The sequence below is a fragment of the Paenarthrobacter sp. NPDC057355 genome, from assembly GCF_042667405.1.
Taxonomy (GTDB): domain Bacteria; phylum Actinomycetota; class Actinomycetes; order Actinomycetales; family Micrococcaceae; genus Arthrobacter.
The window spans coordinates 552,994-576,447 of record NZ_JBHVAL010000001.1 but is presented as its reverse complement, the minus strand read 5'-3'; the positions used below and the strand labels follow the sequence as shown (position 1 = coordinate 576,447).

The 23,454-nt window shown below is 61.4% G+C and carries 19 protein-coding genes; 8 read left to right on the top strand and 11 right to left on the bottom strand.

Translation table 11 applies throughout. The annotated features are described in order from the left end of the window. Positions 1 to 34: 34 nt before the first annotated feature. The 4 genes from arc to ACFUOZ_RS02620 all read right to left on the bottom strand — a co-directional run bounded on the left by arc (position 35) and on the right by ACFUOZ_RS02620 (position 5,091). Positions 35 to 1,843 carry a proteasome ATPase gene (gene arc, locus ACFUOZ_RS02635; RefSeq protein ID WP_377544488.1) on the bottom strand — a complete coding sequence of 603 codons (1,809 nt, stop codon included), beginning with the start codon at positions 1,841 to 1,843 and terminating at the stop codon, positions 35 to 37. A gap of 114 nt (positions 1,844 to 1,957) precedes the next feature. Next, positions 1,958 to 3,004 (bottom strand): tRNA (adenine-N1)-methyltransferase, encoded by a 1,047-nt coding sequence (locus tag ACFUOZ_RS02630; protein WP_377544486.1) that lies wholly within the window; start codon positions 3,002 to 3,004, stop codon positions 1,958 to 1,960. A gap of 110 nt (positions 3,005 to 3,114) precedes the next feature. After that, positions 3,115 to 4,278: a site-2 protease family protein gene (locus ACFUOZ_RS02625; RefSeq protein WP_377544484.1), complete on the bottom strand. Its 1,164-nt coding sequence runs from the start codon at positions 4,276 to 4,278 to the stop codon at positions 3,115 to 3,117. After that, positions 4,279 to 5,091 carry an HAD family hydrolase gene (locus tag ACFUOZ_RS02620; protein ID WP_377544481.1) on the bottom strand — a complete coding sequence of 271 codons (813 nt, stop codon included), beginning with the start codon at positions 5,089 to 5,091 and terminating at the stop codon, positions 4,279 to 4,281. A gap of 30 nt (positions 5,092 to 5,121) precedes the next feature. Between ACFUOZ_RS02620 and ACFUOZ_RS02615 the strand changes: the two genes are divergently transcribed. Further along, complete coding sequence (locus ACFUOZ_RS02615) at positions 5,122 to 6,027, top strand: PAC2 family protein (protein WP_377544479.1); 906 nt, start codon at positions 5,122 to 5,124, stop codon at positions 6,025 to 6,027. Positions 6,028 to 6,109: 82 nt separating this feature from the next. Here ACFUOZ_RS02615 and mshC read toward each other — a convergent pair whose 3' ends face one another. Both mshC and ACFUOZ_RS02605 read right to left on the bottom strand, forming a co-directional pair. Next, a complete protein-coding gene (gene mshC, locus ACFUOZ_RS02610) occupies positions 6,110 to 7,387 on the bottom strand; it encodes a cysteine--1-D-myo-inosityl 2-amino-2-deoxy-alpha-D-glucopyranoside ligase (RefSeq protein WP_377544477.1) in 1,278 nt (425 codons plus the stop codon). 15 nt (positions 7,388 to 7,402) lie between these two features. Further along, entirely contained in the window at positions 7,403 to 8,236 is an 834-nt protein-coding gene (locus ACFUOZ_RS02605) for an undecaprenyl-diphosphate phosphatase (RefSeq protein ID WP_377544475.1), read from the bottom strand. 52 nt (positions 8,237 to 8,288) lie between these two features. Between ACFUOZ_RS02605 and ACFUOZ_RS02600 the strand changes: the two genes are divergently transcribed. Beyond that, positions 8,289 to 9,221 (top strand): aldo/keto reductase, encoded by a 933-nt coding sequence (locus tag ACFUOZ_RS02600; protein ID WP_377544473.1) that lies wholly within the window; start codon positions 8,289 to 8,291, stop codon positions 9,219 to 9,221. A 3-nt stretch (positions 9,222 to 9,224) separates the two neighbouring features. On the opposite strand, the gene rfbA is transcribed toward ACFUOZ_RS02600, so the two are convergent. After that, positions 9,225 to 10,091 carry a glucose-1-phosphate thymidylyltransferase RfbA gene (gene rfbA, locus ACFUOZ_RS02595; RefSeq protein ID WP_377544471.1) on the bottom strand — a complete coding sequence of 289 codons (867 nt, stop codon included), beginning with the start codon at positions 10,089 to 10,091 and terminating at the stop codon, positions 9,225 to 9,227. A 53-nt stretch (positions 10,092 to 10,144) separates the two neighbouring features. Here rfbA and rfbB point away from each other — a divergent pair, with 53 nt between their 5' ends. From rfbB to ACFUOZ_RS02575, 4 genes are all read left to right on the top strand, one after another. Beyond that, on the top strand, positions 10,145 to 11,143 hold the full coding sequence (gene rfbB, locus ACFUOZ_RS02590; protein WP_377544469.1) for a dTDP-glucose 4,6-dehydratase: 999 nt from the start codon (positions 10,145 to 10,147) through the stop codon (positions 11,141 to 11,143). A gap of 3 nt (positions 11,144 to 11,146) precedes the next feature. Further along, positions 11,147 to 12,580 (top strand): sugar nucleotide-binding protein, encoded by a 1,434-nt coding sequence (locus ACFUOZ_RS02585; RefSeq protein WP_377544467.1) that lies wholly within the window; start codon positions 11,147 to 11,149, stop codon positions 12,578 to 12,580. 150 nt (positions 12,581 to 12,730) lie between these two features. Further along, entirely contained in the window at positions 12,731 to 14,653 is a 1,923-nt protein-coding gene (locus ACFUOZ_RS02580) for a WecB/TagA/CpsF family glycosyltransferase (RefSeq protein WP_377544464.1), read from the top strand. A gap of 1 nt (position 14,654) precedes the next feature. After that, complete coding sequence (locus ACFUOZ_RS02575; RefSeq protein WP_377544462.1) at positions 14,655 to 15,482, top strand: glycosyltransferase; 828 nt, start codon at positions 14,655 to 14,657, stop codon at positions 15,480 to 15,482. Here ACFUOZ_RS02575 and ACFUOZ_RS02570 read toward each other — a convergent pair whose 3' ends face one another. Next, entirely contained in the window at positions 15,483 to 16,823 is a 1,341-nt protein-coding gene (locus ACFUOZ_RS02570; RefSeq protein WP_377544460.1) for a hypothetical protein, read from the bottom strand. Positions 16,824 to 17,042: 219 nt separating this feature from the next. Here ACFUOZ_RS02570 and ACFUOZ_RS02565 point away from each other — a divergent pair, with 219 nt between their 5' ends. Beyond that, positions 17,043 to 18,464, top strand: a complete 1,422-nt coding sequence (locus tag ACFUOZ_RS02565; protein WP_377544458.1) for an O-antigen ligase family protein — start codon at positions 17,043 to 17,045, stop codon at positions 18,462 to 18,464. Positions 18,465 to 18,514: 50 nt separating this feature from the next. After that, positions 18,515 to 19,309, top strand: a complete 795-nt coding sequence (locus ACFUOZ_RS02560) for a chain-length determining protein (RefSeq protein WP_377544456.1) — start codon at positions 18,515 to 18,517, stop codon at positions 19,307 to 19,309. On the opposite strand, the gene ACFUOZ_RS02555 is transcribed toward ACFUOZ_RS02560, so the two are convergent. From ACFUOZ_RS02555 to ACFUOZ_RS02545, 3 genes are read right to left on the bottom strand one after another with little or no spacing between them, the layout of a single operon-like run. Beyond that, a complete protein-coding gene (locus ACFUOZ_RS02555; RefSeq protein ID WP_377544454.1) occupies positions 19,310 to 20,182 on the bottom strand; it encodes a DUF6492 family protein in 873 nt (290 codons plus the stop codon). After that, positions 20,175 to 21,332, bottom strand: coding sequence for a glycosyltransferase (locus ACFUOZ_RS02550; RefSeq protein WP_377544452.1), 1,158 nt, complete (start codon positions 21,330 to 21,332; stop codon positions 20,175 to 20,177). Before ACFUOZ_RS02550 ends, ACFUOZ_RS02555 begins: the two co-directional genes overlap by 8 nt. Then, complete coding sequence (locus ACFUOZ_RS02545; protein WP_377544450.1) at positions 21,329 to 23,371, bottom strand: glycosyltransferase; 2,043 nt, start codon at positions 23,369 to 23,371, stop codon at positions 21,329 to 21,331. The genes ACFUOZ_RS02550 and ACFUOZ_RS02545 overlap by 4 nt, the downstream gene beginning before the upstream one ends. Positions 23,372 to 23,454 lie beyond the last annotated feature (83 nt).

The window sequence follows — 23,454 nt, the reverse complement described above, 5'->3', positions numbered from 1 at the left end:
AGTTTCTCTGTGGGTATACCTTCGGGTCTGGCTGTCACAGATACTGGCCCGTGTTTGCGGTGGTCTCGATGGACTTGCCTGGCTCCTGCCCGGCCTTGCCTTGGACGATGGTCCGGATGTAAGTGATCCGTTCACCCTTCTTGCCTGAGATCCGTGCCCAATCGTCCGGATTGGTGGTGTTGGGCATGTCCTCGTGCTCCCGGAACTCATCCACCACAGCGCGCAGCAGATGATCGATCCGCAGGCCCTTTTGCTGGTTGGTCAGGAGATCCTTGATGGCGTACTTTTTGGCGCGGTCTACGACGTTCTGCACTACAGCCCCGGAGTTGAAGTCCTTGAAGTACAGCATCTCCGTATCACCGTTGGCGTAGGTGACTTCGAGATATTCGTTGGATTTCTCGGTGGAATACATGGCTTCCACGGTCCTTTGGACCATGGCGTCCACTGTGGCCTGGACGTCTCCCCCGTACTCCGCGAGGTCCTGTGCGTGGAACGGCAGATCCGTAGTGATGTACTTTGCGAAAATGTCCGCGGCTGCTTCGGCGTCGGGCCGTTGGATCTTCACTTTTACGTCGAGGCGTCCTGGCCGGAGAATCGCGGGGTCGATCATGTCTTCACGGTTGGACGCACCGATGACTATCACGTTGTCCAGGCGCTCCACGCCGTCAATCTCGCTGAGCAACTGGGGCACGATGGTGGTTTCGACGTCGGAAGAGACACCCGTGCCGCGGGTCCTGAAAAGCGAGTCCATCTCGTCGAAGAAAACAACCACTGGACTGCCGTCCGAGGCTTTTTCCCGGGCCCGGGCGAAGATTAACCGGATGTGCCGCTCGGTTTCGCCCACGTACTTGTCCAGGAGCTCTGGGCCCTTGATGTTCAGGAAGTAGCTCTTGAGGTCGGTGTTGCCGGCACGTTCAGCCGCCCGGGCAGCGAGGGAGTTCGCCACAGCCTTGGCGATGAGCGTCTTGCCGCAGCCCGGAGGGCCGTACAGCAGGATGCCCTTGGGGGCCTTCAAACCATGTTCACGGTAGAGGTCCGGATGCAGGAACGGCAGTTCCACGGCATCGCGGATTTGTTCGATTTGGGGACCAAGGCCGCCGATGTCCTGGTAGGTGATGTCCGGAACTTCCTCAAGGACCAGGTTTTCCACTTCGGCCCGGGGAACCTTCTCCAGTGCGTACCCCGTCCTGGAATCCAGGGACAATGCGTCGCCGACCTTGAGGTGGAGCTCCTGAAGGGCACCGGAGAGCCGGACTACCCTTTCCTCATCGGCGCGGCCGACTACCAGTGCGCGGTCCTTTCCGAGCATTTCCTTCAAAGTGACCAGTTCACCGGCCCGCTCGTAGCCAAGCCCCGCCACGATGAGCAGGGCTTCGTTGAGCAGGACTTCCTGCCCTACCGCGAGTTGGCTCACGTTGACCAGGGGGCTGACACCCACCCGCATCTTCCGGCCGGCGTTGAAGATGTCCACTGACTCTTCTGTTGCGGCTTGCCCCGAGCTTCCGGGTGCCGGCTGCCTGCGCGGGTTGACCTGGAGCACGGTGCCGAAGCTGTAGGGCGGCTGGCCTTCCTGCTCCAAGGCCCCTTTCAACCGAAGGATCTCGGCCTTGGCGGTTTCCAGCATGCTCACGAGCTTGCTGTTGTTCTGCGTAGCGGCTGCCAGTTGGCGGTCAATGTGGCGGAGCTTGTCCCGAAGGATGTTTATCTGCCGTTCGGCAACAGTCAGGTCAGTCGAGGGTTCAGGCGGCTGAACTGGGGCGATACCCCGGCCGGCCCTTTCCTCTGCCGCTGTGTTTGCATCCTCCGGCGTCGGCCGTCCAAGGTCGTTGTTTGGCGTATCCACGATTCATCAGCCCCTTCCTGCGCTTAACAAGACCTTAGTCCCGAAAAGCCCAGGGTGCCCGGTGACATCCGGAATGCGGACCCTATTGTGACCTTTTCAGTTTGTGACCGTGGGTCAGTCCTGGACGTTGGTTCCGGCGATGGCGTCACGGGCAGCGCGGCGGAGTTTCTTATCCGAGACGGAGCGCTCCCCTACCGCTGCGGGGGTCCAGGCGTTGAGGTCCTCTTCGCTGAATTCAGTCTTGGAAGGACGCCGCTTCACGGAAATACCGGTGACGCCGTCGGCCAGGCGCCGGGTTACCAACAGGAAACCGGTGTGGGCAACCATGCGGTGGTCGGGCCTGACGGCGAGGCCCTCCAGGTGCCAGCCGCGGACCATGGACTCCCAGGCATCGGGCTCGGTAAAGCGTCCGTCGGCGCGGATTGCTTCGGCAGTGCGTGACAACTGGGTCACCGTGGCCACGTAGTTGATCCAGACGCCACCTGGCGCCAGGACGGTTGCTACGGCGTCGAGGCATTCCCAAGGAGCCAGCATGTCCAGCACTACGCGGTCCACAGAGCCCGGAGCTTCAGCCTTGACGACTTCCTCCTGGAAGTCTCCCAAAGAGATTTGCCATGCCGGGTGGGGGCCGCCAAAGATGGTCTCCACGTTGCCCCGGGCGATGTCAGCGAACTCTTCGCGACGCTCGAACGAGTGAAGGTAGCCGCCGTCGCCTACCGCACGGAGCAGCGAAATGGACAGTGCGCCTGATCCGACGCCTGCTTCCACAACGCGGGCACCCGGGAAGATGTCTGCCATGGTAACGATCTGGGCTGCGTCCTTGGGGTAGACAACGGCAGCACCACGGGGCATGGACAACACGAAGTCGGACAACAGGGGGCGCAGGGTCTGGTACTGCTGGCCAACATTGTTGCTTACCACCGAACCATCCACCTTGCCGATGATTTCGTCGTGGTTCAGGAATCCACGGTGCGTATGGAACGCGCCGCCCACTTCCAGCATTATCGTGTTCATGCGCCCGCGCTCGTCAGTGAGCTGGACCCGCTCTCCCACACGGAAGGGCCCGCGACGCCGTGCAGCACCCGTTGGCTGCACAGTGGAGCCGGTGGCTGCCTTGTCCGGGCTTGCGCTTGCCTCGGGGGCGGCGGTTTCGCGGTTCATGTGGTGTTCCTCGCTCTTGTACGGCTGGGCCGCGACGTGTTGCTGGCTACTGGGCGCCAAGGCATTGGTCTTGCTAAGGCGGCCGGCATGTAACTCTACCGGTCGCATGGTCAGGGGCGACCGCTCCTGCGGGCTTCCTTACCTGTTATGGCTGTCACTACGGCTTCCTGTCGCAGCAGTCCGGTGACGATTCCGTTGTGGTCCACCACAGCGTATTCGCCGCCTTCCAGCTGCGCCAAGTACTGGATCAGTTCCTGCCCCTTGGACCATTCGGGGACGTACGCACCGGCAGCCAGGGCGTGGGCAACCGCGGTGACGGGCGTCGTCGTGGTGGCTTCATAGGGGACGGCGGCAACGGCGGGTCCGTCAACAACGCCTTGGGGCCTGCCGTCAGGGCCACAGATCACGACGGCGGGACTCCCCGCCGGAGCGATGGCCAGGACATCTGCCACCGTGGCCGAGTTCGGCACGCCGACAGCGGGCTCTGCCAGGCCGCCCGCACTGACCAGGTACAGGCGGCTGCGCAGTTGGGCGTGGTGAATGGAGCCGGAAGCACCCATCCATAGAAAGCCGCAGACCAGGACCGTGATCAGGGAGAAGGTGATGTCAAGGCCGGCGCCGGTCAGAAATGGCCGGACGATGAACCAGAAAAACAGGGCAACAGCGATGGCCCGACCGGACCAACCGGCCGCGATGGCCCCTTTGTCCTGGCTGCCGGTTGCTTTCCACACGGCTGACTCGACCAGGCGCCCGCCATCCAGGGGTGTGCCCGGCAAAACGTTGAAGATACCGATCAACAGATTGGCCCACATAAGGATGTTCGCCAACAAGTCCCAGACGCCCTCGAACGAGCGGCCCAACACGAACGGTGCCAGTGCTCCGGCAAGGAGGAAATTTGCCGCCGGTCCGGCCATGGCCACGATCACGGCCTTGCCGGGAGACGCCGTGAAGCTCTCGAACTGGGTGTGCCCGCCCCATAGGTTCAGCACGATCTTCTCCGTTGGCCACTTGAAGACCTTGGCGCTCAGGGCGTGCGCCAGCTCGTGGATCAGCACTGATATGGCGAGCAGAACGGAGTACCCAAAGGCGACGAGGTAGGCCCAGCTACCCAGACCGCGATAGTCATGCATGAGTACAGGTCCGTACGCGATGATGGTAAAGCCGGCAATGATGAACCAGGAGTAGGCCAAGTAGACCGGGATACCCGCTATCTTTCCGAGCGGGATGCCTTCCTTTTTTGTTGCAACGTGATGGGGTGCGGGGGAACTGCTCACCTAGTTGGCCCCTTCAACGAGGTTAAGTGCGGGGAGGCGGTCCAGGACCAACTGTTGTACGTCTGCTGTCGTCCTGCCCACAAGGGTGTCCCACATGACCATTCGTGGGTCTTCGGGAAGGGGTACCTGGTGCGGAATTCCCACGGTTACCACCCCTGAGGCGATGGCTGCTGTGGCACCTGGGATGGAGTCTTCCAGGGCGACGCAGTGATCCACTGTGACCGAGGAGTCTTCCAGCTTCAGCCTATCCACCGCCGTGAGGTAGGCCTCCGGATGGGGTTTTCCATTGGTGACGGTGTCTCCTGTGACCATGAACTCGAAGTACGGCTTGGGCAGGCTCTCCACCACCACGCTGGCCAGCGGGTGCTCGGACATGGTCACCAGGGCGCAGCGGACGCCGGACTGGTGCAGATCATCCAGCAATTCGCGCGCGCCGGGCCGCCAGGGCACTTCCTTGCGAACCTGCTCCATGACCTGGGTACTCAGGGTGTTCACGATCTCACGGGCTTCCAGGTTCACTCCCGCTGCCTGCAAAACGGCAGCGCCGTGAAGCAACGCCTGGCCCACCAACTGCATGGCCTGCTGGTGGCTCCAGCTGCCGCCATGTGCCTCCACCAAGGCGCGCTCGGCCGCGATCCAATAGGGTTCGGTGTCCACGAGTGTGCCATCCATATCCCAGAGCACGGCTTTGAGGAGGGGCTGGCTGGGTGTTGAATGCATGGTTTCCAGTCTACGTGGAACCTGATGGCCCACAGTCCCGGCATTGTGCTGTGGGCGAATTTGGGACACGCGTTGACGCGAAATGCCATGCATCCATCAGGGTCTTGGACGTAGGGTGAATGGATGAACAGTGTGGACGGGACCCCCGAAGGGCAGGACATCAGCGTGGAGCCCGAGCGTTTCCTCAAGGAACCCGCGGAAGGACAGCGGGTCACCGTAATGATCGCTGCCTTTGAGGGCTGGAACGACGCCGGTGAAGCAGCCAGCGATGCTCTGCACTATCTGAACAAGCTGTGGGACGGCAAGAAGGTTGCCACTGTGGATGCCGAGGAATATTACGATTTCCAATTCACCAGGCCCACGGTGCGGCGCACATCTTCCGGTGCCCGAAAAGTGAAGTGGCCCTCCACCCGGATCTACAAGGCCGCTGTTCCGGACAGCAATGTGGATGTGGTTTTTGTCCTCGGTACTGAACCGTCTTACCGCTGGCGTGCCTACACCACCGAACTGTTGGTGCATGCCGAGGCGCTCAAGGTCGATTCCGTTATCCTGGTTGGCGCCCTGCTGGCTGATGTTCCGCACAGCCGGCCCATTCCTGTCAGCACCACAACGGAAGACAACGGCTTGCGGGAACGCCTCAACCTGGAAGCCTCCCAGTACGAAGGGCCCGTGGGAATCGTAGGCGTCCTGGCCGAATTCGCCCTTTTGGCGGGCTTGCCCACGGTCTCACTCTGGGCTGCAGTTCCCCACTACGTAGCGCAACCGCCCTCCCCCAAGGCCCAGCTCGCCATTCTGCACAAGATCGAGGACCTGCTCCAGGTGCCGGTGGACAGCCATGCCCTTGCCGAAGAATCGGAGGCCTGGGAACGAGGGGTGGACGAGCTCGCGACGGAGGACCCGGAAATTGCCGCCTACGTGCGCCAGCTGGAGGAAGCCAAGGACACCGCAGATCTTCCTGAAGCCTCCGGTGAGTCCATTGCCAGGGAATTCGAGCGCTACCTGAAGCGGCGCGGCAAAGAGCGTCCCTAGGACCGCGGGAATCCCCAGGACCGCCACGAACAGGAAACGGCCCCGACATTCGTCGGGGCCGTTTCCTGTTTATCGGGGCGACTTAGAGTTCCACGCCCAGCAAAGCGTTGACGGCGTCGGAAACCAGGGCAGCGTCATGAGCGGACTTCTCCGCACTGTTGCGTACTGCCTCCCGGGCCCAATGGTCGACGGCGGCCAGCGCAGCTGGCGCGTTGAGGTCCTCGGCCAGCTCCTTGCGCATGGCTGCGATCAGCGCGGCCGCAGAACCGGCCGGAGCTTGCTCCAAGGCTGCCCGCCAAACAGCGACCCTGTCCTTGGCCGCGGCGAAGTCTTCATCAGTCCAGGACCAGTCTGAGCGGTAGTGGTTTGCAAGGATTGCCAGGCGGATGGCAGCAGGTTCCTCACCGGCTGCACGGAGCTTGGAGACGAGGACCAGGTTTCCCTTGGATTTGCTCATCTTTTCCCCGTCCAGGCCCACCATGCCGGCATGGGAATAGTGACGGGCCAGCGGGACGCCGGACAGCGAGTAAGCGTGGCCGGCTCCCATTTCGTGGTGCGGGAAGATCAGGTCGGAGCCGCCACCTTGCACAGTGAAGGGCGCCGGCAGATACTTTTGCGCGATAACCGTACATTCGATGTGCCAGCCTGGGCGTCCGGCACCAAGGCTGGCGCCTGGCCAACTGGGCTCCCCGTCACGGGCTACACGCCACAGGAGGGGATCAAGGGCGTTTCGCTTGCCGGGCCGGCCGGGGTCTCCCCCGCGCTCGGCGAACAGCGCGAGCATCTCGCTTTCACCGAGTCCGGACACATCGCCAAGAGTCCAGGCATCCGTGGCACTGGAACTCTTGCCGGCGGCTTCGACGTCATAATAGACATCGCCGTCGGGTTCTCCGTCGGCGCCTTGAACGCGGTAGGCGACACCATCGGAGATGAGCTGCTCAATGGCCGGCACGATGTCGGGGATGGCTTCGACGGCGCCAACGTAATGATCCGGCGCGAGGACGTTCAAGGCATCCATATCCGTTTGGAAAAGCTCGATCTGGCTCTCTGCCAGTTCACGCCAGTCCACTCCTGTGGCGGCGGCGCGTTCAAGAAGGGGGTCGTCGACGTCCGTGACGTTTTGCACGTAGGACACGCGGATACCCGCATCACGCCAGGCCCGGTTCAGCAGGTCGAACGCTACATAGCTCGCTGCATGACCCATATGCGTTGCGTCATAGGGCGTGATGCCGCAGACGTACATCGACTGCTCGGATTGTCGTTCCACCTCCACGACACGGCCAAGGGCGGTGTCGTACAGCCGTACGGGCGGCATGTTGCCGGGCAGTTCAGGTACAGGGCGGGAGATCCACGATTTCACGACTCAACCTTAGTGCTAGGCACTGATCACACCGAAACCGAGCAGGACATACAAGGCCAGTCCGAGGAAGATGCGGTACCAGACGAAAAGCCTGTAACTGCGTGTGGACACGAACTTCAGGAACCAACCGATGATGACGTAACCCACGACGAACGCGATGACCGTTGCCAGGGCGGTTTCGGGCAGTCCATAAGGACCTGCCAAACCCTCCTTCGTGACTGTTTTGTAGAGCTGGTAGAGCCCGCTGCCGAACACGGCAGGGATAGCAAGCAGGAAGGAGTAGCGTGCGGCGGCTTCACGGGTGTAGCCCATGAGGAGGCCGGCTGTGATGGTGCCGCCGGAGCGCGAAACGCCGGGGATCAAGGCCATCGCTTGGGCAAAGCCGTAAAGGATGCCGTGCTTGTAGCTCAGTTGGCTAAGGTCACGGTCTTGGCGGCCGATGGCATCGGCCACGGCGAGAATCATGCCGAAAACGATCAGCATGGTGGCCACAATCCACATACTGCGGAACACCGACTCGATTTGGTCCTGGAACAAGAGGCCGAGGATGACGATGGGAAGGCTGCCCAGAATGACCAGCCAGCCCATGCGGGCATCGGGGTCGTTACGTTCGACTTTGCCCGTCAAGGAGCCGAACCACGCCCGTACGATGCGGACGATGTCCCGCCAAAAGTAGACGATCACGGCGGTCTCTGTGCCCAGCTGCGTAATGGCTGTGAAGGCGGCCCCCGGATCGGCTGCGCCGGGAAGGAATGAGCCGACGATCCGCAGATGCGCGCTCGAGGAAATCGGGAGGAATTCGGTGAGGCCCTGCACGAGGCCCAGCAAGGCTGCTTCTATCCAGTTCACGTGAATAGACCCTACGTCATGAAGACTGGTAACTGCCCGTAAGCTAGCTGCTATGCAGCAGCGTTATGTCGGGAACAGTGGGTTCCGCGTGTCTTCCTTGTCCCTTGGAACCATGTCCTGGGCGCAGGAAACCGATGAGCAGGACGCTGCCGAATTGCTTGACTCCTTTGTTGCGGCGGGTGGAACGGTAGTTGACACTGCCGCCTCATACGCGCAGGGTCGGGCCGAGGCAATGCTGGGCTCCATGCTTGGCGACGTTGTAGCCCGGTCCGAAATCGTCATCTCCACCAAAGCCGGCGTGTCGTCGTCGGAAAACCGCCGCAGCGTCAACGCCTCCCGGGGTGCCTTGCTCTCTGCATTGGACGCGAGCCTGGCCAGGCTCGGAACGGATTACATAGACATCTGGTTCGCGCAGGAGTGGGATCCCAACGTGCCGTTGGATGAAACGCTCTCAGCTCTGGAGCTGGCACAGCAAAGCGGACGTGCCCGTTACGTCGGTATTTCCAATTACAACGGCTGGCAGACAGCCAAGGCCGCGGCCGTGGCAGGATTCACTTTGGTGGCCAACCAATCGGAATACTCCCTGCTTCACCGCAAGCCGGAGGAAGAACTTATCCCTGCGGTCGAGGATGCAGGCCTTGGCCTGATGGCTTGGGCGCCGCTCGGGCGTGGAGTTCTCAGCGGAAAGTACCGGGGACAGGTACCCGCTGATTCCCGTGCAGCCCAGGACAGGCTTGCCGCTTACGTTGCGCCTTATCTGCAGCCGCGGGAGTCGCGGGTGGTGGAAGCGGTGGCAATGGCTGCCCGCGGCCTGGGCCGGTCACCGCTCGACGTCTCGTTGAGCTGGTTGCTTTCCCGGCCGGGGGTGTCCACCGCGGTCATCGGGCCGAGGAACGCCGTCCAGCTCAAGGAATTGCTGGACGCACAATTGGCGGTTTTGCCTGCCGAGATAGCCCGCGCGCTTGAAGATGTTTCGGCAGTCTGACCCTCAGCGCCGGTCCAGTATGTCCAATAGGTAGCTCCCGTAGCCGCTCTTGGCCAGCTTGGCTGCCTGCCGCCGCAGCTCGTCGTCACTCAGGTACCCCATCCGCCACGCTACTTCTTCCGGAGCTCCAATTTTCAGCCCTTGCCGGTTCTCGGTGGTGCGCACGTAGTTGGAGGCATCGTTGAGGTCGCCGAAGGTTCCTGTGTCCAGCCAGGCGGTGCCCCGCGGGAACTTCTGTACATGCAGCCGCCCAAGCTCCATGTATTGGCGGTTGATGTCGGTGATTTCCAGCTCCCCGCGTGGTGATGGCTGAAGTTCTTTTGCCATGGCAACAACGTTGTTGTCGTAAAAGTAGAGGCCTGGCACTGCATAGTTGCTTTTGGGGACCGAGGGCTTCTCTTCAATCGAAACCGCCAGGCCTTCATCATCGAATTCCACCACACCGTAAGCAGAGGGATCCTTGACCCAGTAGCCAAAGATTGCGCCGCCGTCGACATCGGCATAATGGCGGAGCTGGTTGCCCATGCCTGGACCATTGAAGATGTTGTCGCCCAGGATGAGCGCCACCTTCCCGCTACCGATGTGCTTATCCCCCAGAATGAAGGCTTGGGCAAGTCCGTCGGGCGTGGGTTGACGGGCATAGCTCAGATTGACTCCGAATTGCGAACCGTCGCCCAGGAGTTTCTCGAATTGCGGACCATCCGCGGGCGTCGTGATGATGAGGATGTCGCGGATTCCAGCGAGCATCAGTGTGCACAGCGGATAGTAAATCATTGGTTTATCGAAGACAGGAACCAATTGTTTACTAATTCCGAGCGTAATTGGATGAAGCCTGGACCCCGTGCCGCCGGCAAGAATAATTCCGCGCATCTAACTGTCCTCTCCCGCTGCACATCACCGTCACGGACGGTTACGCTATGGCCATGCAGAGAATCCTTGTCACCGGCGGGGCCGGATTCATCGGATGCAATTTTGTTCACTTCATCATGGAGCACACCGGCCTCCATGTCACTGTCCTGGACAAGCTGACCTACGCCGGCAGCTTGGAATCGCTGGCGGGACTGCCCGCCAACCGTTTCGAATTCCATCAGGGCGATATCTGCGACGCCGCTCTGGTGGATGCGCTGACGGCCTCCGTCGATGCCGTGGTGCACTTCGCGGCGGAGTCGCACAATGACAACTCGCTGGACGATCCCCGTCCGTTCCTGGACACCAATGTGATGGGCACTTTCACCCTTATCGAAGCCGCCCGCAAGCATGAAACACGCTTCCACCACATCTCCACCGATGAAGTGTATGGAGACTTGGCGCTGGATGATCCCCGCAAATTCACTGAGGATTCTGTGTACCGGCCCACCAGCCCCTACTCCGCCACCAAGGCTGGTTCTGACATGTTGGTCCGGGCATGGGTGCGTTCGTTCGGCCTCAAAGCGACCATCAGCAATTGCTCCAATAACTACGGTCCTTTCCAGCACGTTGAGAAGTTCATTCCGCGGCAGGTCACCAACATCCTCGACGGGTTGCGCCCCCGGTTGTACGGTCAAGGACTGAATGTTCGCGATTGGATCCACGTGGAGGACCATTCCTCGGCAGTGTTGACGATTCTTCAACGGGGCCAGATCGGCGAAACCTACTTGATCGGCGCAAACGGCGAGCGGTCCAACCGTGAAGTGGTGGAAAGGCTCCTTCTCCTGAACGGGCAACAGCCTGACGCCTACGACCTCGTCAATGACCGGCCGGGACACGATCTTCGCTACGCCATCGACTCCAGCAAGCTTCGCAGGGAACTCGGTTGGTCGCCCCGCTTCGCCGACTTCGACTCCGGTTTGGCTGGGACCTTGGAGTGGTACAGGGCAAACGAGGAATGGTGGCGTCCGCAGAAGGCGGTCACGGAGTCAAAATACGCGGGGCAAGGGCACTGAACCGTGGCTGTCCGGGAACTGGTCTCCACGCCAACCCCGATTCCTGGGTTGCTGCTGTTCGAACTGCCTGTGCATGCTGACAGTCGCGGGTGGTTCAAGGAAAACTGGCACCGAAGGAAAATGCTGGACGCCGGACTGCCGGATTTTGGCCCCATCCAGAACAACATCTCCTTCAACGCCGTTCCGGGCACTACCCGGGGGATCCACGCCGAACCCTGGGACAAATTCATCTCACTGGCCTGTGGACGTATCTTCGGCGCCTGGGTTGACCTCCGGGAGGGTCCTACCTTCGGCGTCCTGTTCACGGCGGAGCTGACGCCGGGGCAGGCCGTCTTCGTGCCCCGAGGCGTAGGCAACGCCTTCCAAACGCTGGAAGCCGACACCGCCTACACCTATCTGGTCAACGATCATTGGAGCCCGGAAGCCCGGAAGGATTACACCTTCCTGAATCCGGCCGACGAACGCGTTTCCATCCCATGGCCGATCCCCCTCAGCCGCGCCGTTGTTTCGGAGCAGGACAGGAACCACCCGCGGCTTGACCAGGTTGCCCCGATGCGGAAACGCCGGACTCTCGTCCTGGGCGCCGATGGCCAGTTGGGCAATGCCCTGCGGCAAGCGTTCGACGCCGACCGAACGGTCGACTTCGCCGGTCGCCGGGATTTTGACATCACCAGCGAGGATTCCTTCCGGTCGTTGGCATGGCGCAGCTACTCAACGGTCATCAATGCTGCAGCCTTCACCGCCGTGGACGCCGCCGAAACCCCTGAAGGCCGCACAGCTGCCTGGTCCATCAACGCAGCCGCCGTGGCCCGCTTGGCGCGTACCGCCGTCGAACATTCACTGACGCTGGTCCATGTTTCCAGCGACTACGTTTTTGACGGTACTGCTGAGGTACACAAGGAAGACGAGGCTTACGCTCCATTGGGCGTGTACGGGCAGAGCAAGGCGGCCGGCGATATGGCTGTGGCAGCCGTGCAGCGGCACTACATCGTCAGGACAAGCTGGGTTGTGGGTGACGGAAAGAACTTTGTTCGGACCATGGCCGGTCTTGCTGCCATGGGAGCATCACCGAACGTGGTGAATGACCAAACCGGCCGGTTGAGTTTTGCCGTGGATCTAGCCGCGGGTATCAGGCATCTGGTTGATTCAAGGGCGCCCTACGGTGTCTACAACATCAGCAACAGTGGCGCGCCACAGAGCTGGGCGGATATCGCTGCTGAGGTCTATCGGCTCTGCGGAGCCGATCCTGGGCTGGTGCAACCTGTCAGCACGGCCGAGTACGGGCAAGCAGGCGTGGCTCCCCGCCCGGTCAACAGCGTGTTGGACCTGGCCAAGATCACCGCCGCGGGCTTCACTCCCCCGGACGGGTCGCAGCGGCTGGCGGAATTTCTCGGCAGCTCAGGTATCCCTCTGGCGGCATCACCGGAATCGGCCTAAAGTAGCCCTACGGCAGCCTCTCCAAGGAGGCCGGGAGACAACTCAAGAAAACATGTTGTTGGTGCGGAGTCAATCCGCCACCGGCGATCCAGGCAGTGCAGCAGCCTGGGTTCGCCGGCCACATGTCGATGCCTTGAGTTGGAGCCGGGAATGCTGCTATCGAATTTCCTCCCTATCGCCGATACCCGCCGCCGCGGGGTCTCCCACCCTTCCCTCCCGGGGGACATCGTTGGCCGCAGCCTGTATTTTCAGCCGCCCACGGCGGGGGGCGGGCTGGAACCCCCCGACGACGAGGCTCCGTGGGTAAATCTGGGCGGGGTACCGGTGAAGCTCATGCAGTTCGGCGCTGCACTCCAGGAAATCCTGGACCGTGCAAGCGCCAAAGACGCAACACCCTTGGGAGTGTGCTCGGCCAACCTTGACCACATCGGGCATTTCGGTGCGGGCAGCAGGTGGATAGGTGCACTCGATTCTCCATCCGCAGGGGTTCAATGGCTGACCCTGATAGACGGCGCCCCACTGGCCGCCGAGGCCCGGCGTCTCACTGCCAAACCTTGGCCGCGCCTGGCCGGAAGCGACCTCATGAATCCGTTGCTTGATCAAGCCGTGGAGCGCGGACTGAGCATTGGATTCCTTGGCGGTTCGGAGGAAACCCAGAAGCTCGTCAGTGAACGGTTCACAGCTGAGCGGTCCAACTTGAAGACAGCGGGATGGTGGGCGCCCGAGAGGTCGGTACTGGGTGATCACGAGGCATCCACCGAGCTCGCCGCGGACATCTCGAGGGCTGCACCGGACATTCTTGTGGTGAGTCTGGGGAAGCCACGGCAGGAGCTGTGGATAGCAGAATATGGTCATCTGACAGGTGCCAAGGTGCTTCTCGCGTTCGGCGCTGTCGTGGACTTCCTCGCGGGCAACATCCAGCGTGCGCCCTCGTGGGTGAGCGCCCACAGCCTCGAATGGGCCTGGCGCCTCATGCTCGAGCCCAGGAGGTTGGCCCAACGCTACCTTGTCGAAGGACCTGGAGCCTATGTGAAACTGCGGACGAACAGCGGCGGCACCGCGCCGGAGCGCCGGATGTCAGGCGCGACGCCGAAAACCCCTATCGTCCCGGAACCCGGGCCCAGCCGGAGTCCGGGATCTTTCGTGGCGGCAACGGGGTGGGCCGATGTGGCAGTCATCGTTGTCACCTATGACAACGCAGACGACGTCGGCCCGCTGGTTTCCAGCCTGCGGAAAGAAACGGCCGATCAGTCGTTGAAAGTGGTGGTGGCTGATAACTCGCCCGATGGTGAAACCCTGCGGCAACTAAGGCACCACCGGGACGTTGCGGCCTTTCGGACAGGTGGAAACCTGGGCTACGCCGGAGGCATCAACGCTGCCCTTGGTGTCGCAGGCGACGCCGGCAACTATCTTGTGCTGAACCCGGATCTTCATCTGGAGCGGGGTGCAATTGCCGCCATGCTTAACCGAATGAGCGTTTCCGGAGCCGGAATGGTGGTCCCTGTGCTGTTGGACGAGGACGGCAGCGTTTATCCATCGTTGCGTCGGGAGCCCGGGGTCCTGCGTGCTCTGGGTGACGCTGTGTTGGGCAGCCATGTGAAAGCGCGCCCCGGGTGGTTGTCCGAAATGGACTATGACACGGAAAGTTACCTTCACGGGCACAGGGTGGACTGGGCCACGGGCGCGGCGCTCTTGATCCGTGCTGACGCGGCGAAAGCGGTCGGTCCCTGGGACGAGCAGTTTTTCCTCTACTCGGAAGAGACCGATTACTGCCACCGTATGCGGTTGGCCGGGTACTCCATCTGGTTCGAGCCGTCAGCCCGGATGTCGCATAAACGTGGAGGGTCGGGAACGTCGCCCCAGTTGACGGCGCTCATGTCGGCCAACAGGGTCCGTTATGCGGCCAAATACCTGGCAGGCGGCAGATTGCTGGCTTTCCGGTGCGCGGTACTTGCAGCAGAGGTCGCCCGGCTTAGCAAGCCCGGGCACCGGGAGGCTGCGGCAGCGCTGCTGAGCAAGCGCCGACGGGACAGGTTGCCACATGCGCACCGGTTAGCGGTGGGGAATTTGTAAAATGCAGCCGGTATACCCCACCGGTGCGGTGATCATTCCGGCGCATAACGAAGCCGGAGTCATCGGGCGGACGCTGGAGTCATTGGAAGAGGTCCTGTCGTGGGGCACCGTTGACGTTGTGGTGGCCTGCAACGGCTGCGTTGATGCTACGGAGGACATCGCCTCCCGGTGCGAGGGCGTTTGTGTCCTACGCGTCGGCGAAGCGTCCAAGACTGCTGCGCTGAACGCCGCGGACCAAGCGACATTGCGTTGGCCGCGTCTTTATCTCGACGCCGATATTGAAGTCAGCGCTGCGGCGTTGCGTTCAGTTTTTGCTGCCTTGGAAGGCCCGGACCTTCTGGCCGCGAGACCGGCGTCCCGCTACGACACCCAGGGCGCGTCGCTGTGGGTTCGCGCGTACTACCGCGCCCGCAGCCGCATACCGGCGAACTCGAGCGGACTATGGGGTGCGGGAGCCTACGCGTTGAACCGGGCAGGGCACGAGCGGTTGGGGAGTTTCCCGTCTGTGACGGCAGACGATTACTATGTGGACCGGCTGTTTTCCGCGCAGGAGAAGATCGTTTTGCCAACGGAGCCGGTTGTGGTCAGGACGCCGAGGACAACAGCTGCGCTGCTGTCCGTCCTGCGCCGGACATACCGGGGCAACGCAGAACAGGATGCAGTCGCTGGCGGGTCCTCTTCGTCCCGGACCATTCGCGAGTTGCTCTCATCCGTTCGAGGGCCATGGACAGCGTTTGACGCCGCCGTCTACGTAGCGTTTGCCGGAGCGGGACGCCGCAAAACCCGGCGTTCATCCGGTGCATGGGAACGGGACAATACCAGCCGTTAGTCATAAGCCGCAGCTCCCGCCCCCTTCGATGCGGTAGAGGTGGACGGCGTTTCCGTTTGCGAAAGTGTCGGTGAAGCTTCCGTCGACAACGGGGATTTTGCGGTTTTCATCCAGTACGACGACGGAGCTGCCGCCACACTGCAGCTGGAATGTCGCCGCTCCACCGGAGGCCTTGTTCGCCCCGGCGAAGACGAAGACTTCTCCGTTGAACAGTTTCGTTGAGTAGTCCACAGGGCCGGTGGCGGTTATGGCTCCATCGAGGAAGGGGGCATTGAGAACCGGGGCCAGAGCCTTGAGTTGGGAATTTATTGCGGACACGTGCGGCCTGATGGAGTCCCCGCACGGCTCCCTGAGCAGGTGTTGGGTGGGACAGGGCCCCCCAAAGTTGTGATTGAAGTAGACAATGCCCCTGGCGCCGTGGATGAGGCTGCTCCACACGGCCGCCCGAAGCTCTTCTCCGGTAATAGTGGGCGCATCCTCCTCGCCGAAGGGATGCCCGACTTCCACGAAACCCCACACCGGTTTGCTGCCGGACGGTGAGATGAGAGTCCGGATCTTCTCGACTGTCCAGCCGTAGTTGGCGGCAAGCCTGCATTGCTCGCTCGGCAGCAGGACGCCACCGCCCAATGCTGAGCCTCCTTCGCTGGGACCGCAGATGTTGGGATCGGTAAACCAGTAGTTGTCCGCGGAGACCAGGTCCGGGAACTCGTTGACGAATACGGCTGCGTCTTGCGGGCTCTGCCAGAAGGTCACTCCTTTGCCGTAGTTTGCGTAGGTGAGGGTCGTCTCAGGAACTCCCTTCAGGAGTTCCCGTTGAATCGTGAAGCCACAACCTTGTCCAGCGGGCCGGCATGCTTGCCCGGTGCCAGGGCCGGCCCCGGTCCACTCGGCGTTTCCGGCGCCAGCCCACATGTCCACTTCGTCGGAAAGTACTTTGCCCGCACCCCCGGACAGAGGCGCGCTGACCAACGCATATGAATGCTGCGCAGCGGCAAGCGCCGGTTCGGAATTGCTTGTCAGGTCGACATAGACGTTAATGCCGATGCTGCTGTCACGCGGTGAGTCGGATGGATCCGTCAGGCTCTCTTGCCAAATTCCTATTGGAAAGAATTCCGCCGAGGTGGGCAATGAATTCTGAAACCTGGCAAAGTAGTTCGGTCCGCCGTCCACTTGCCGGATTGACACGGGTATTTGGAGACTCTTCTTTTGTTCCGCATCGTTCATGCCGAATTGATGCGTAAGGACGTAAGTGCCGATTAAGCCCAGGACGGTCAGCAGGGCCAATCCGGGGATGAGTAGCCAGGCGCGGCGCCGGGGACCGAAAGCATGTTCGTTATTCATGGGAGCACATTTCTCTGCCGCGAGACCGGTATTCATAGATGGTCCTCCCCTGCCATGCGCCGGTCAAGAGATGGACTACGCTCCTGGACAGGCAATGCGGGAGATACAAAGAAAATACGCAACAATGCCCCTGTTTGGTTTCGTTGTTACGTACTAGGGTGGCTGTAGTTGGGTCCATTCGGTGGGAACGAACCGGTTCATAACGATGGGGAGACGCGGATGGCAGATGGTGCCGTGCATGCTCTGTCTGATGGAACGCGTCCTGAGTACCTCACGGGGAATGCTGCCCCCAGCAGCGAAGCGCCGGCTGCCGGCCGTCCCTCGGCTCTCTTGCAGTTGCTGGCTATCTGTATATTCTTCGTCCCTTCCAGCATGATCATCGAACCTATCGGTGCTGCCGGCACAGTTCCGCTCCTGCTGGGTTGCGTGATCACCTTGCTGTGGGTCCTGTCCCTGGCAATGGGGCTGCATAACCCTCTTGAGCTGCGGCATCCGGGCCGCATAGGGATCACGCTGTTCCTTCTGGGATCGTTGATCACCTATGGGGCCTTGTATGCGGGCTGGACCGGCGGAAGTACTGTGGCCACCCGGGCAGCAGCAGACAGGTGGCTCATTCTGGTCATGGTCAGCCTAGGGGTTGCCATGATGATCGTGGAGCGTGTGAGGACCACTGAAGATGCGAAGGTCCTCGTCCGAGCGTTGTTGGCCGGAGGATTTTTTTGCTGTGTTGTTGCCTTGGTCCAGTTCTTTCTCCACATCAACCCGATGATTTGGGTGCGGGACGCCATGCCGGGGTTCACCTATAACGGTGGCGATACCGCCTTTCAGGAACGCGGTGTCCTGACCCGGGTGTCGGGGACAACGTTCCACTCAATTGAGCTCGCAGTGGTTGCCGCCATGCTGTTGCCCCTTTCGATCTGGCGAGGGGTCTACGATAAGTCGGGGCGGAAATGGTTGCACTGGCTGGGAACTTCGCTGTTGGTCTTCGCAATCGCTGCCACCGTCTCGCGCTCCGGAATCCTGGGCGTCGTGGTCGGGTTGGCGTGCCTGGTACCGTTTTTGCCTAAGGCGGCCAGAAGCTGGGTGGCCCTGGTGGCACCCGCGGCAGCGGCGTTTCTGTTCCTCACCATCCCAGGTCTTGTGGGCACGCTCTTGTTGGTGTTCTCGTGGGGGGCTGAAGACCCATCCATTACTACAAGGACAGATAATTACCCGCGTGTCGTTGCAATGTTCCAAGAGCGTCCGATACTTGGTACCGGTCCAGGCAACTTTGTTCCCGGCAACCTGACGCTGGTCCTCGACAACCAATACCTTGGCTCTCTGGTAACCATGGGCGTAGTGGGGCTGGTGGCCATCGGAGCCTACTTTGTTCTGCCAGGTGCTTCCGCCCTGCTGGCGGGTTCGCGGGCGAGGGATCCTGAGTTGCGTTCCCTTTGTGGAGCGCTGGCGGGCAGCGGGTTGGTGGCGGCCGCGTGCTCGGCGGGTTTCGATTCTCTTTCGTTCCCTGTTTTCGCCCTCACCTACCCGTTCGTAGTGGGGCTTGCCGGAGCTGCATGGATCATGGTCAAGCGCGAAGCATCTACCCCCACCACCCTCAACGTTGCCGCCCGCAAGGCCGGCCAGAGCATCGGAGTCTCGTAATGGACCCCAAATCCCTGGTGAAACAATTATGGATACATAGGCTTTTCACTTTGCCGGTTCTCTTGCTGACCTTGGGCGCAAGCTTGTACATCTACGAATTCGGTCCAAGGACTTACGAAACAACGGTCAATTTCGCGGTAATTTCGCCGGATGTACCGCGCGAGAGTGATGTCCTGAAGAATCCCGACCTTGGCAACCTCAATGGCAACAATCCGTATCTGCGGGCCACTGACCCCTCGCTGGTAACCGATGTTGCCATTACACGTTTGAACAGTACCGTCACGGCGCAAAAACTTTCTGATTTGGGTGCGGGTGACGACTACTCTGTGCGGCGCGGTTCCGGAGGCAATGGCTTCATCATTGAAATTACGGGTAAGGGGTCCTCTCCTGAAGCCGCGACAACAACCACCACGGCACTTGCCTCTGTACTCAAATCCGATCTCTACGAGCTCCAGAAGGTCAATGGTGCCGACGACCGCTATCTGTTCACGGCCCTGCCCATTACTCCCCCCAGCCAGCCGACGGAGCAGTACTCCAGTCGATTGCGCGCCGTCATCGTGGTGCTGGCGGCAGGCGGCGTGCTGGTCTTCGCCGCCGCATCCGCAGGATCGGCACTTCGATCCCGGCGAGCGCGACGCAGGCCCCACGGCAGCAGCGAGGAAGAGGGTGAAGGGCGCCGGCGCAAAAGGCCCTCCACCCAGGACAACAAGCTGACCGAACCCAGAAGTGGCGGATCCGGCAAAAGCCCCGCCCCTTCAGAGAGGTCCGACGTGCCGGACGAGTCGCAGCTTGAGACCCAGAACGCTGGTTACAGGAATGGCTTTCCGGCGGGACGAAGCAACTGACTACCCGGCTTGAATTCCAAAGAGTTCCAGCGCCTGTCGCCGCACATGAAGAGGCGTACCTGACTTGGCCGAAACCATCACGGCGGCATCTGTTGGACGGGCCGTTCGCAGCAGCTCCAGGTACCCCTGTGTATCCAACGGCGTCTCCTCGTAGTGGTTGACGCAATGCATGTCACTGGTGCGGGCAGCTGTCCCGCACAGCTCATCCACGAACACGCCGTAGAGAGTCATCTCGGAAAAGTGGAGTTCCCGGCCAATCGCGATGTGCCACGGAAGTCCGGTTGACTGTTCCACCCGCTTCAGCATGCTTCGGACAATCAGGGGGTCCCAGGCGCAGGGACAACACACGTAGTCGGGAAGGGGTAAGGCTTCGACGGAGGGCAAGCCGAGCAATCGTCGAGCAACAGCGTTCCAGACCCTGTGGCCCGGCAGGGACGCGTCCACGCCGTCGGGGACGCAGAACAACGGCAGTTCCGCTCCGGGCGCGTACAGCGCGGCGTCAAGCGGCCGCAGCACCACCACATCGGAGTCCACAAGGAGCGCCACATCGGTTTTCATGGAGGCCGCCGCAGACAACTTCACCATCTGCTGGGCTATCCAACCCCTTACGGGTGGAAATGGCCGTTTGGGGTTTACCCACATATTGAGTCCGGGAACTGACAGCATGGACCGGGGCAGGAATTCCCTGACGTCATGAATGGTGGTCCTTGAGTTGGCCAGCTGCGAAAAACGGGCCAAGTCCCGACGTGTAACCACAATGTGGTGCTGTACATCTTGGTCGGTGTTCTGAAGGACCGAGCTGTTGAGCTCGACGCACAGCTCAAAATCCGGTGCATAGCTCGGTGTGATGATGGCAAGTGACAATTTATTCACGGGGAAGACTCCCTTCCGGGACGTTTGCTGCATTGGTGATGGCGCCGCAGTTTTCCAGAAGATGCAGAAACTCCGTGGCCCGGTGGTGCCAGGTATTGACCTTGGCCACGTTGCGGCGATCCGCCTCCAGATCTTGGTCACCCACATCCGTGATAGCCAGCAGGGTGCCCCGGACAAATGAGGGCGTATCCGTGCAGACCCTGACATGTTCCGTTGCCAACCAGGCGGAGGCGGGCAGGTCACTGGAGATGACGGGCAGTCCGGAGGCCAGATACTCCAGTGTCTTCAACGGAAAACTTGCCTTGTTGAAGGCGCTGTTCGTATAGGGGGTGATTCCCACTGCGCTGGTTTCCAGGAATCCGGGTACTTCGACCCCGGGAACGGCTCCCACCCATTCGACGTTGGGGGCAGCGAGAAATCTATCCAAACGCTTCCCAAAGTCCGCATCGCTGTCCGCCCGCTGCCCGACCACCAGAATGGGAACGGCGGCATCACAGAGGGCATCCAGCGTATTTGCATCCAGGCGCTCGTTTAGTTGGCCCAGAAGTACGGCCCTGGGCGCGCGGGGACCACGGTGCCGCTCCGGGGGCAAGTCGCAGCCGTTCGGCAGGACAAAAGTTGACGCCGGCAATCGCTGCAGGGAACCAAGCTGGGTGAGCACCTCGGGCGAGATGGCGACGACGGCGTCGGCCTCTCTTAGATTCCATCGCAGGATTTTCTCGATGCGCTTGGCGGAGAAACCCATGAGGTCGGCGCCGGCCAGCCACTGATCTGTGACATACAGGACTTTGGAAGCCGCCATCGTTCGCGGAAAACGGGCCAGCGGAAAAGCGACCACACATGCATCGGATACCAGCCCTGAACGCAACAATGCCTTGCTTATGGTGCGCCAAAGCCAGAGGTTGGTGGCGACCCGGATTCCAAATCTGGTCACGGCCGGCCATGGGACGGGAACCTCCAGTCTCAGCACCCCGGCGGCAACCTCGCGCGGGTTCACGTGTCGGTGTGGACCGAATCCCGGTCCGCGCCGGGGCGGGTCCACCCACAGGATGGTGCAGTGATCCGAGAGGGCCAGAACCAGGCGCTTGTCAGTACCGGGCACGGAATCCCAGTTTGTCCCTGCGACCCACACAACGACAGGCCTGCTCATGATGACTCCGGATGTTGCGTAACGCTGGCACGGGGTGCCGAGGCAAATCTGCGCAGCACTGCTGTTCCCTTTGAACCGTCGTGCGCCACCACCACGAATTCGCCCGAGTCGACCAATGCCGACAAGAGGTGCAAACCACTGGTGGTAGTGGTTCCGCGGATCATGACCAGCGCACACAAGCAAAGGAGTCTCAGGTGAGCGGCGTCATGGCGTTCCGTGTGCTCCGACTGATAGTTCAGCAGCACCAGAACCCGTTCCGCTGGCTCACGAGGCAACATGTGTTCGGCGGAAGCATGGTCAAGGGACACACTCACGTCCAAGGGCGGGCGACCGGTATTGAGCGAGAGGCCCGCCTTCAGGGCGCGGCTGTCCCTGGGGTCGGCTTTACCGATCAGCAGCGCCCGCGTCAATTGCTCGCGACGGGCAGTTTCCCTGATTGTCCGCGTCCAGTCCGTGGCGACGATCCGCTGCTTGAGTGGCGACAAGCGCATCCGCAGCTTTAGAACACGTCCTGACGTGAGCCGGCTCTTCACGGCCCGACGGGACGCGGCCACCGCCTGCTGCCATCTGGGCCGTCCATGGGACAAAGGCAAACCCGCCCCATGCCAAATTCCGGTGCCTTCGGGCTCAGTCATGCCCGCAGGCCGGCATCTCGAGATCATCTCCGAAAATTCCTGTGTCCACTCAGCTGCATTAAGTTCCGGAACAGGGGCAATTGAGGCCCTCTTTTGGCTCGGTTGGGCTGTTGACGGCGTACCTGCCGAAGCCGGACCCATGTCCTTGACGGCATGGCGGACGCGGTCCAATTCCAAGTGGCTCATGTGCAGGAACATCTCGGCTGACCGACGTGCTGCAACCGTCTCCCCGGCGCAGGCCAAGGCTCTGATACGGCACGCCCAAAGGACCGGATCAGGGTCCGAGCCGCCGCCTTCCCTGAAGGTGCGTGTCAACGCCTGCGTTATCCAATCCAGCGCCGCCGACGAATCCCCCTTGAGGAGACTCGTGAAGACCAAGCCCGTCACGGCCTCAGGTATGAAGTAAAAATTCAAGCACTTGAGAAACTCGTGTTCAGCGCCGAGGACGTCTTTGCCGCGGAGCAGCGACCAGCCCTTCGCCAGTTGAAGGCGGTCCAGTCCGGGACCAATTGCATACGTCCGCACTGCCTCGGCCCGAGGGACCAAAGCGAGCGAAGAGCAGGCCGTTTCCTGGGCGATTTCCTGGCCCGGTCTCCGCTGGTGGTACAGCTCCAACCACTCCCGCACCTGATTCCGCTGGGCCTCTGTATGGCGGGAATGAACAAGGTCGTGGCCGGCGCGCGTTATCCGGTTCAACTGTTCCCGGTCTTCCAGGAGGCTTTCGATTTTTTCAAGAACATTGGACGGATCGGCGAAAACGCAGTTGACCAGGTCCACGAAGCCGAACTCCTCAAGCCGCGGAGACCACTCGGTCACCAGACACGCCCCGGCCGCAGGAATCTCCAGCTGTTTGCGCACCACGTCCCTGGCCATGCTGCCGCACGCGGGCACAAAGCAGCTCGCGCTGAGAAGTCGCGCATAGTCGGTTCCTGTTACAAGGCGCTCCGTGCCACTGCCCCATCCAAAATGCGGCATGGTCATGGTGGGATACCTTTCAGACAGAATCCGTCCAACTGCGTTTCGCCACGGATAGTGGCGTTCCTGACTGCCCGTCAACAGGACCGGGATGTTCTTCCCCACACCGTGGTCCTTGTAGATTTGGGCATTGACGGCATTCGGCCATACGAAGAGGTTTGCTGCGATCTCCGGCGAGTACTCTGCCATTGCCGTTGATGTGGTGAAAAAGTCTTCGACACCCCACTTGGCCATATTGGACAGAAAAACAGCCCGGGAGATGTCATAAGCGTCGGCGTGGAGGAAGCCCAGCTTGGGAACACCGGGATGTGAGCGGGTATTGGTGATCCGCTGACCATATGAATAGACACCCGTTTCGAAGACGGTAATCGCAGGTTCATACTCCTCGCAGAGCTGTCCGTAATCGCAATCGTCGCTGATGACCTTCACCTCGAAAGAGTGGCTAAGGATGCGGACCTGGTCTCGAAGATGTTGCCGAAGAAAAGGTGCCAGCTTCGCGTTGGTGCGGCGAA

Coding starts and splice junctions, on each gene's coding strand:
- ACFUOZ_RS02630 (WP_377544486.1), bottom strand. CDS start 3,004: ATGAACCGCGAAACCGCCGCCCCCGAGGCAAGCGCAAGCCCGGACAAG.
- ACFUOZ_RS02620 (WP_377544481.1), bottom strand. CDS start 5,091: ATGCATGGCATTTCGCGTCAACGCGTGTCCCAAATTCGCCCACAGCAC.
- ACFUOZ_RS02615 (WP_377544479.1), top strand. CDS start 5,122: ATGAACAGTGTGGACGGGACCCCCGAAGGGCAGGACATCAGCGTGGAG.
- ACFUOZ_RS02600 (WP_377544473.1), top strand. CDS start 8,289: ATGCAGCAGCGTTATGTCGGGAACAGTGGGTTCCGCGTGTCTTCCTTG.
- rfbA (WP_377544471.1), bottom strand. CDS start 10,091: ATGCGCGGAATTATTCTTGCCGGCGGCACGGGGTCCAGGCTTCATCCA.
- rfbB (WP_377544469.1), top strand. CDS start 10,145: ATGCAGAGAATCCTTGTCACCGGCGGGGCCGGATTCATCGGATGCAAT.
- ACFUOZ_RS02580 (WP_377544464.1), top strand. CDS start 12,731: ATGCTGCTATCGAATTTCCTCCCTATCGCCGATACCCGCCGCCGCGGG.
- ACFUOZ_RS02575 (WP_377544462.1), top strand. CDS start 14,655: ATGCAGCCGGTATACCCCACCGGTGCGGTGATCATTCCGGCGCATAAC.
- ACFUOZ_RS02570 (WP_377544460.1), bottom strand. CDS start 16,823: ATGAATAACGAACATGCTTTCGGTCCCCGGCGCCGCGCCTGGCTACTC.
- ACFUOZ_RS02565 (WP_377544458.1), top strand. CDS start 17,043: ATGGCAGATGGTGCCGTGCATGCTCTGTCTGATGGAACGCGTCCTGAG.
- ACFUOZ_RS02550 (WP_377544452.1), bottom strand. CDS start 21,332: ATGAGCAGGCCTGTCGTTGTGTGGGTCGCAGGGACAAACTGGGATTCC.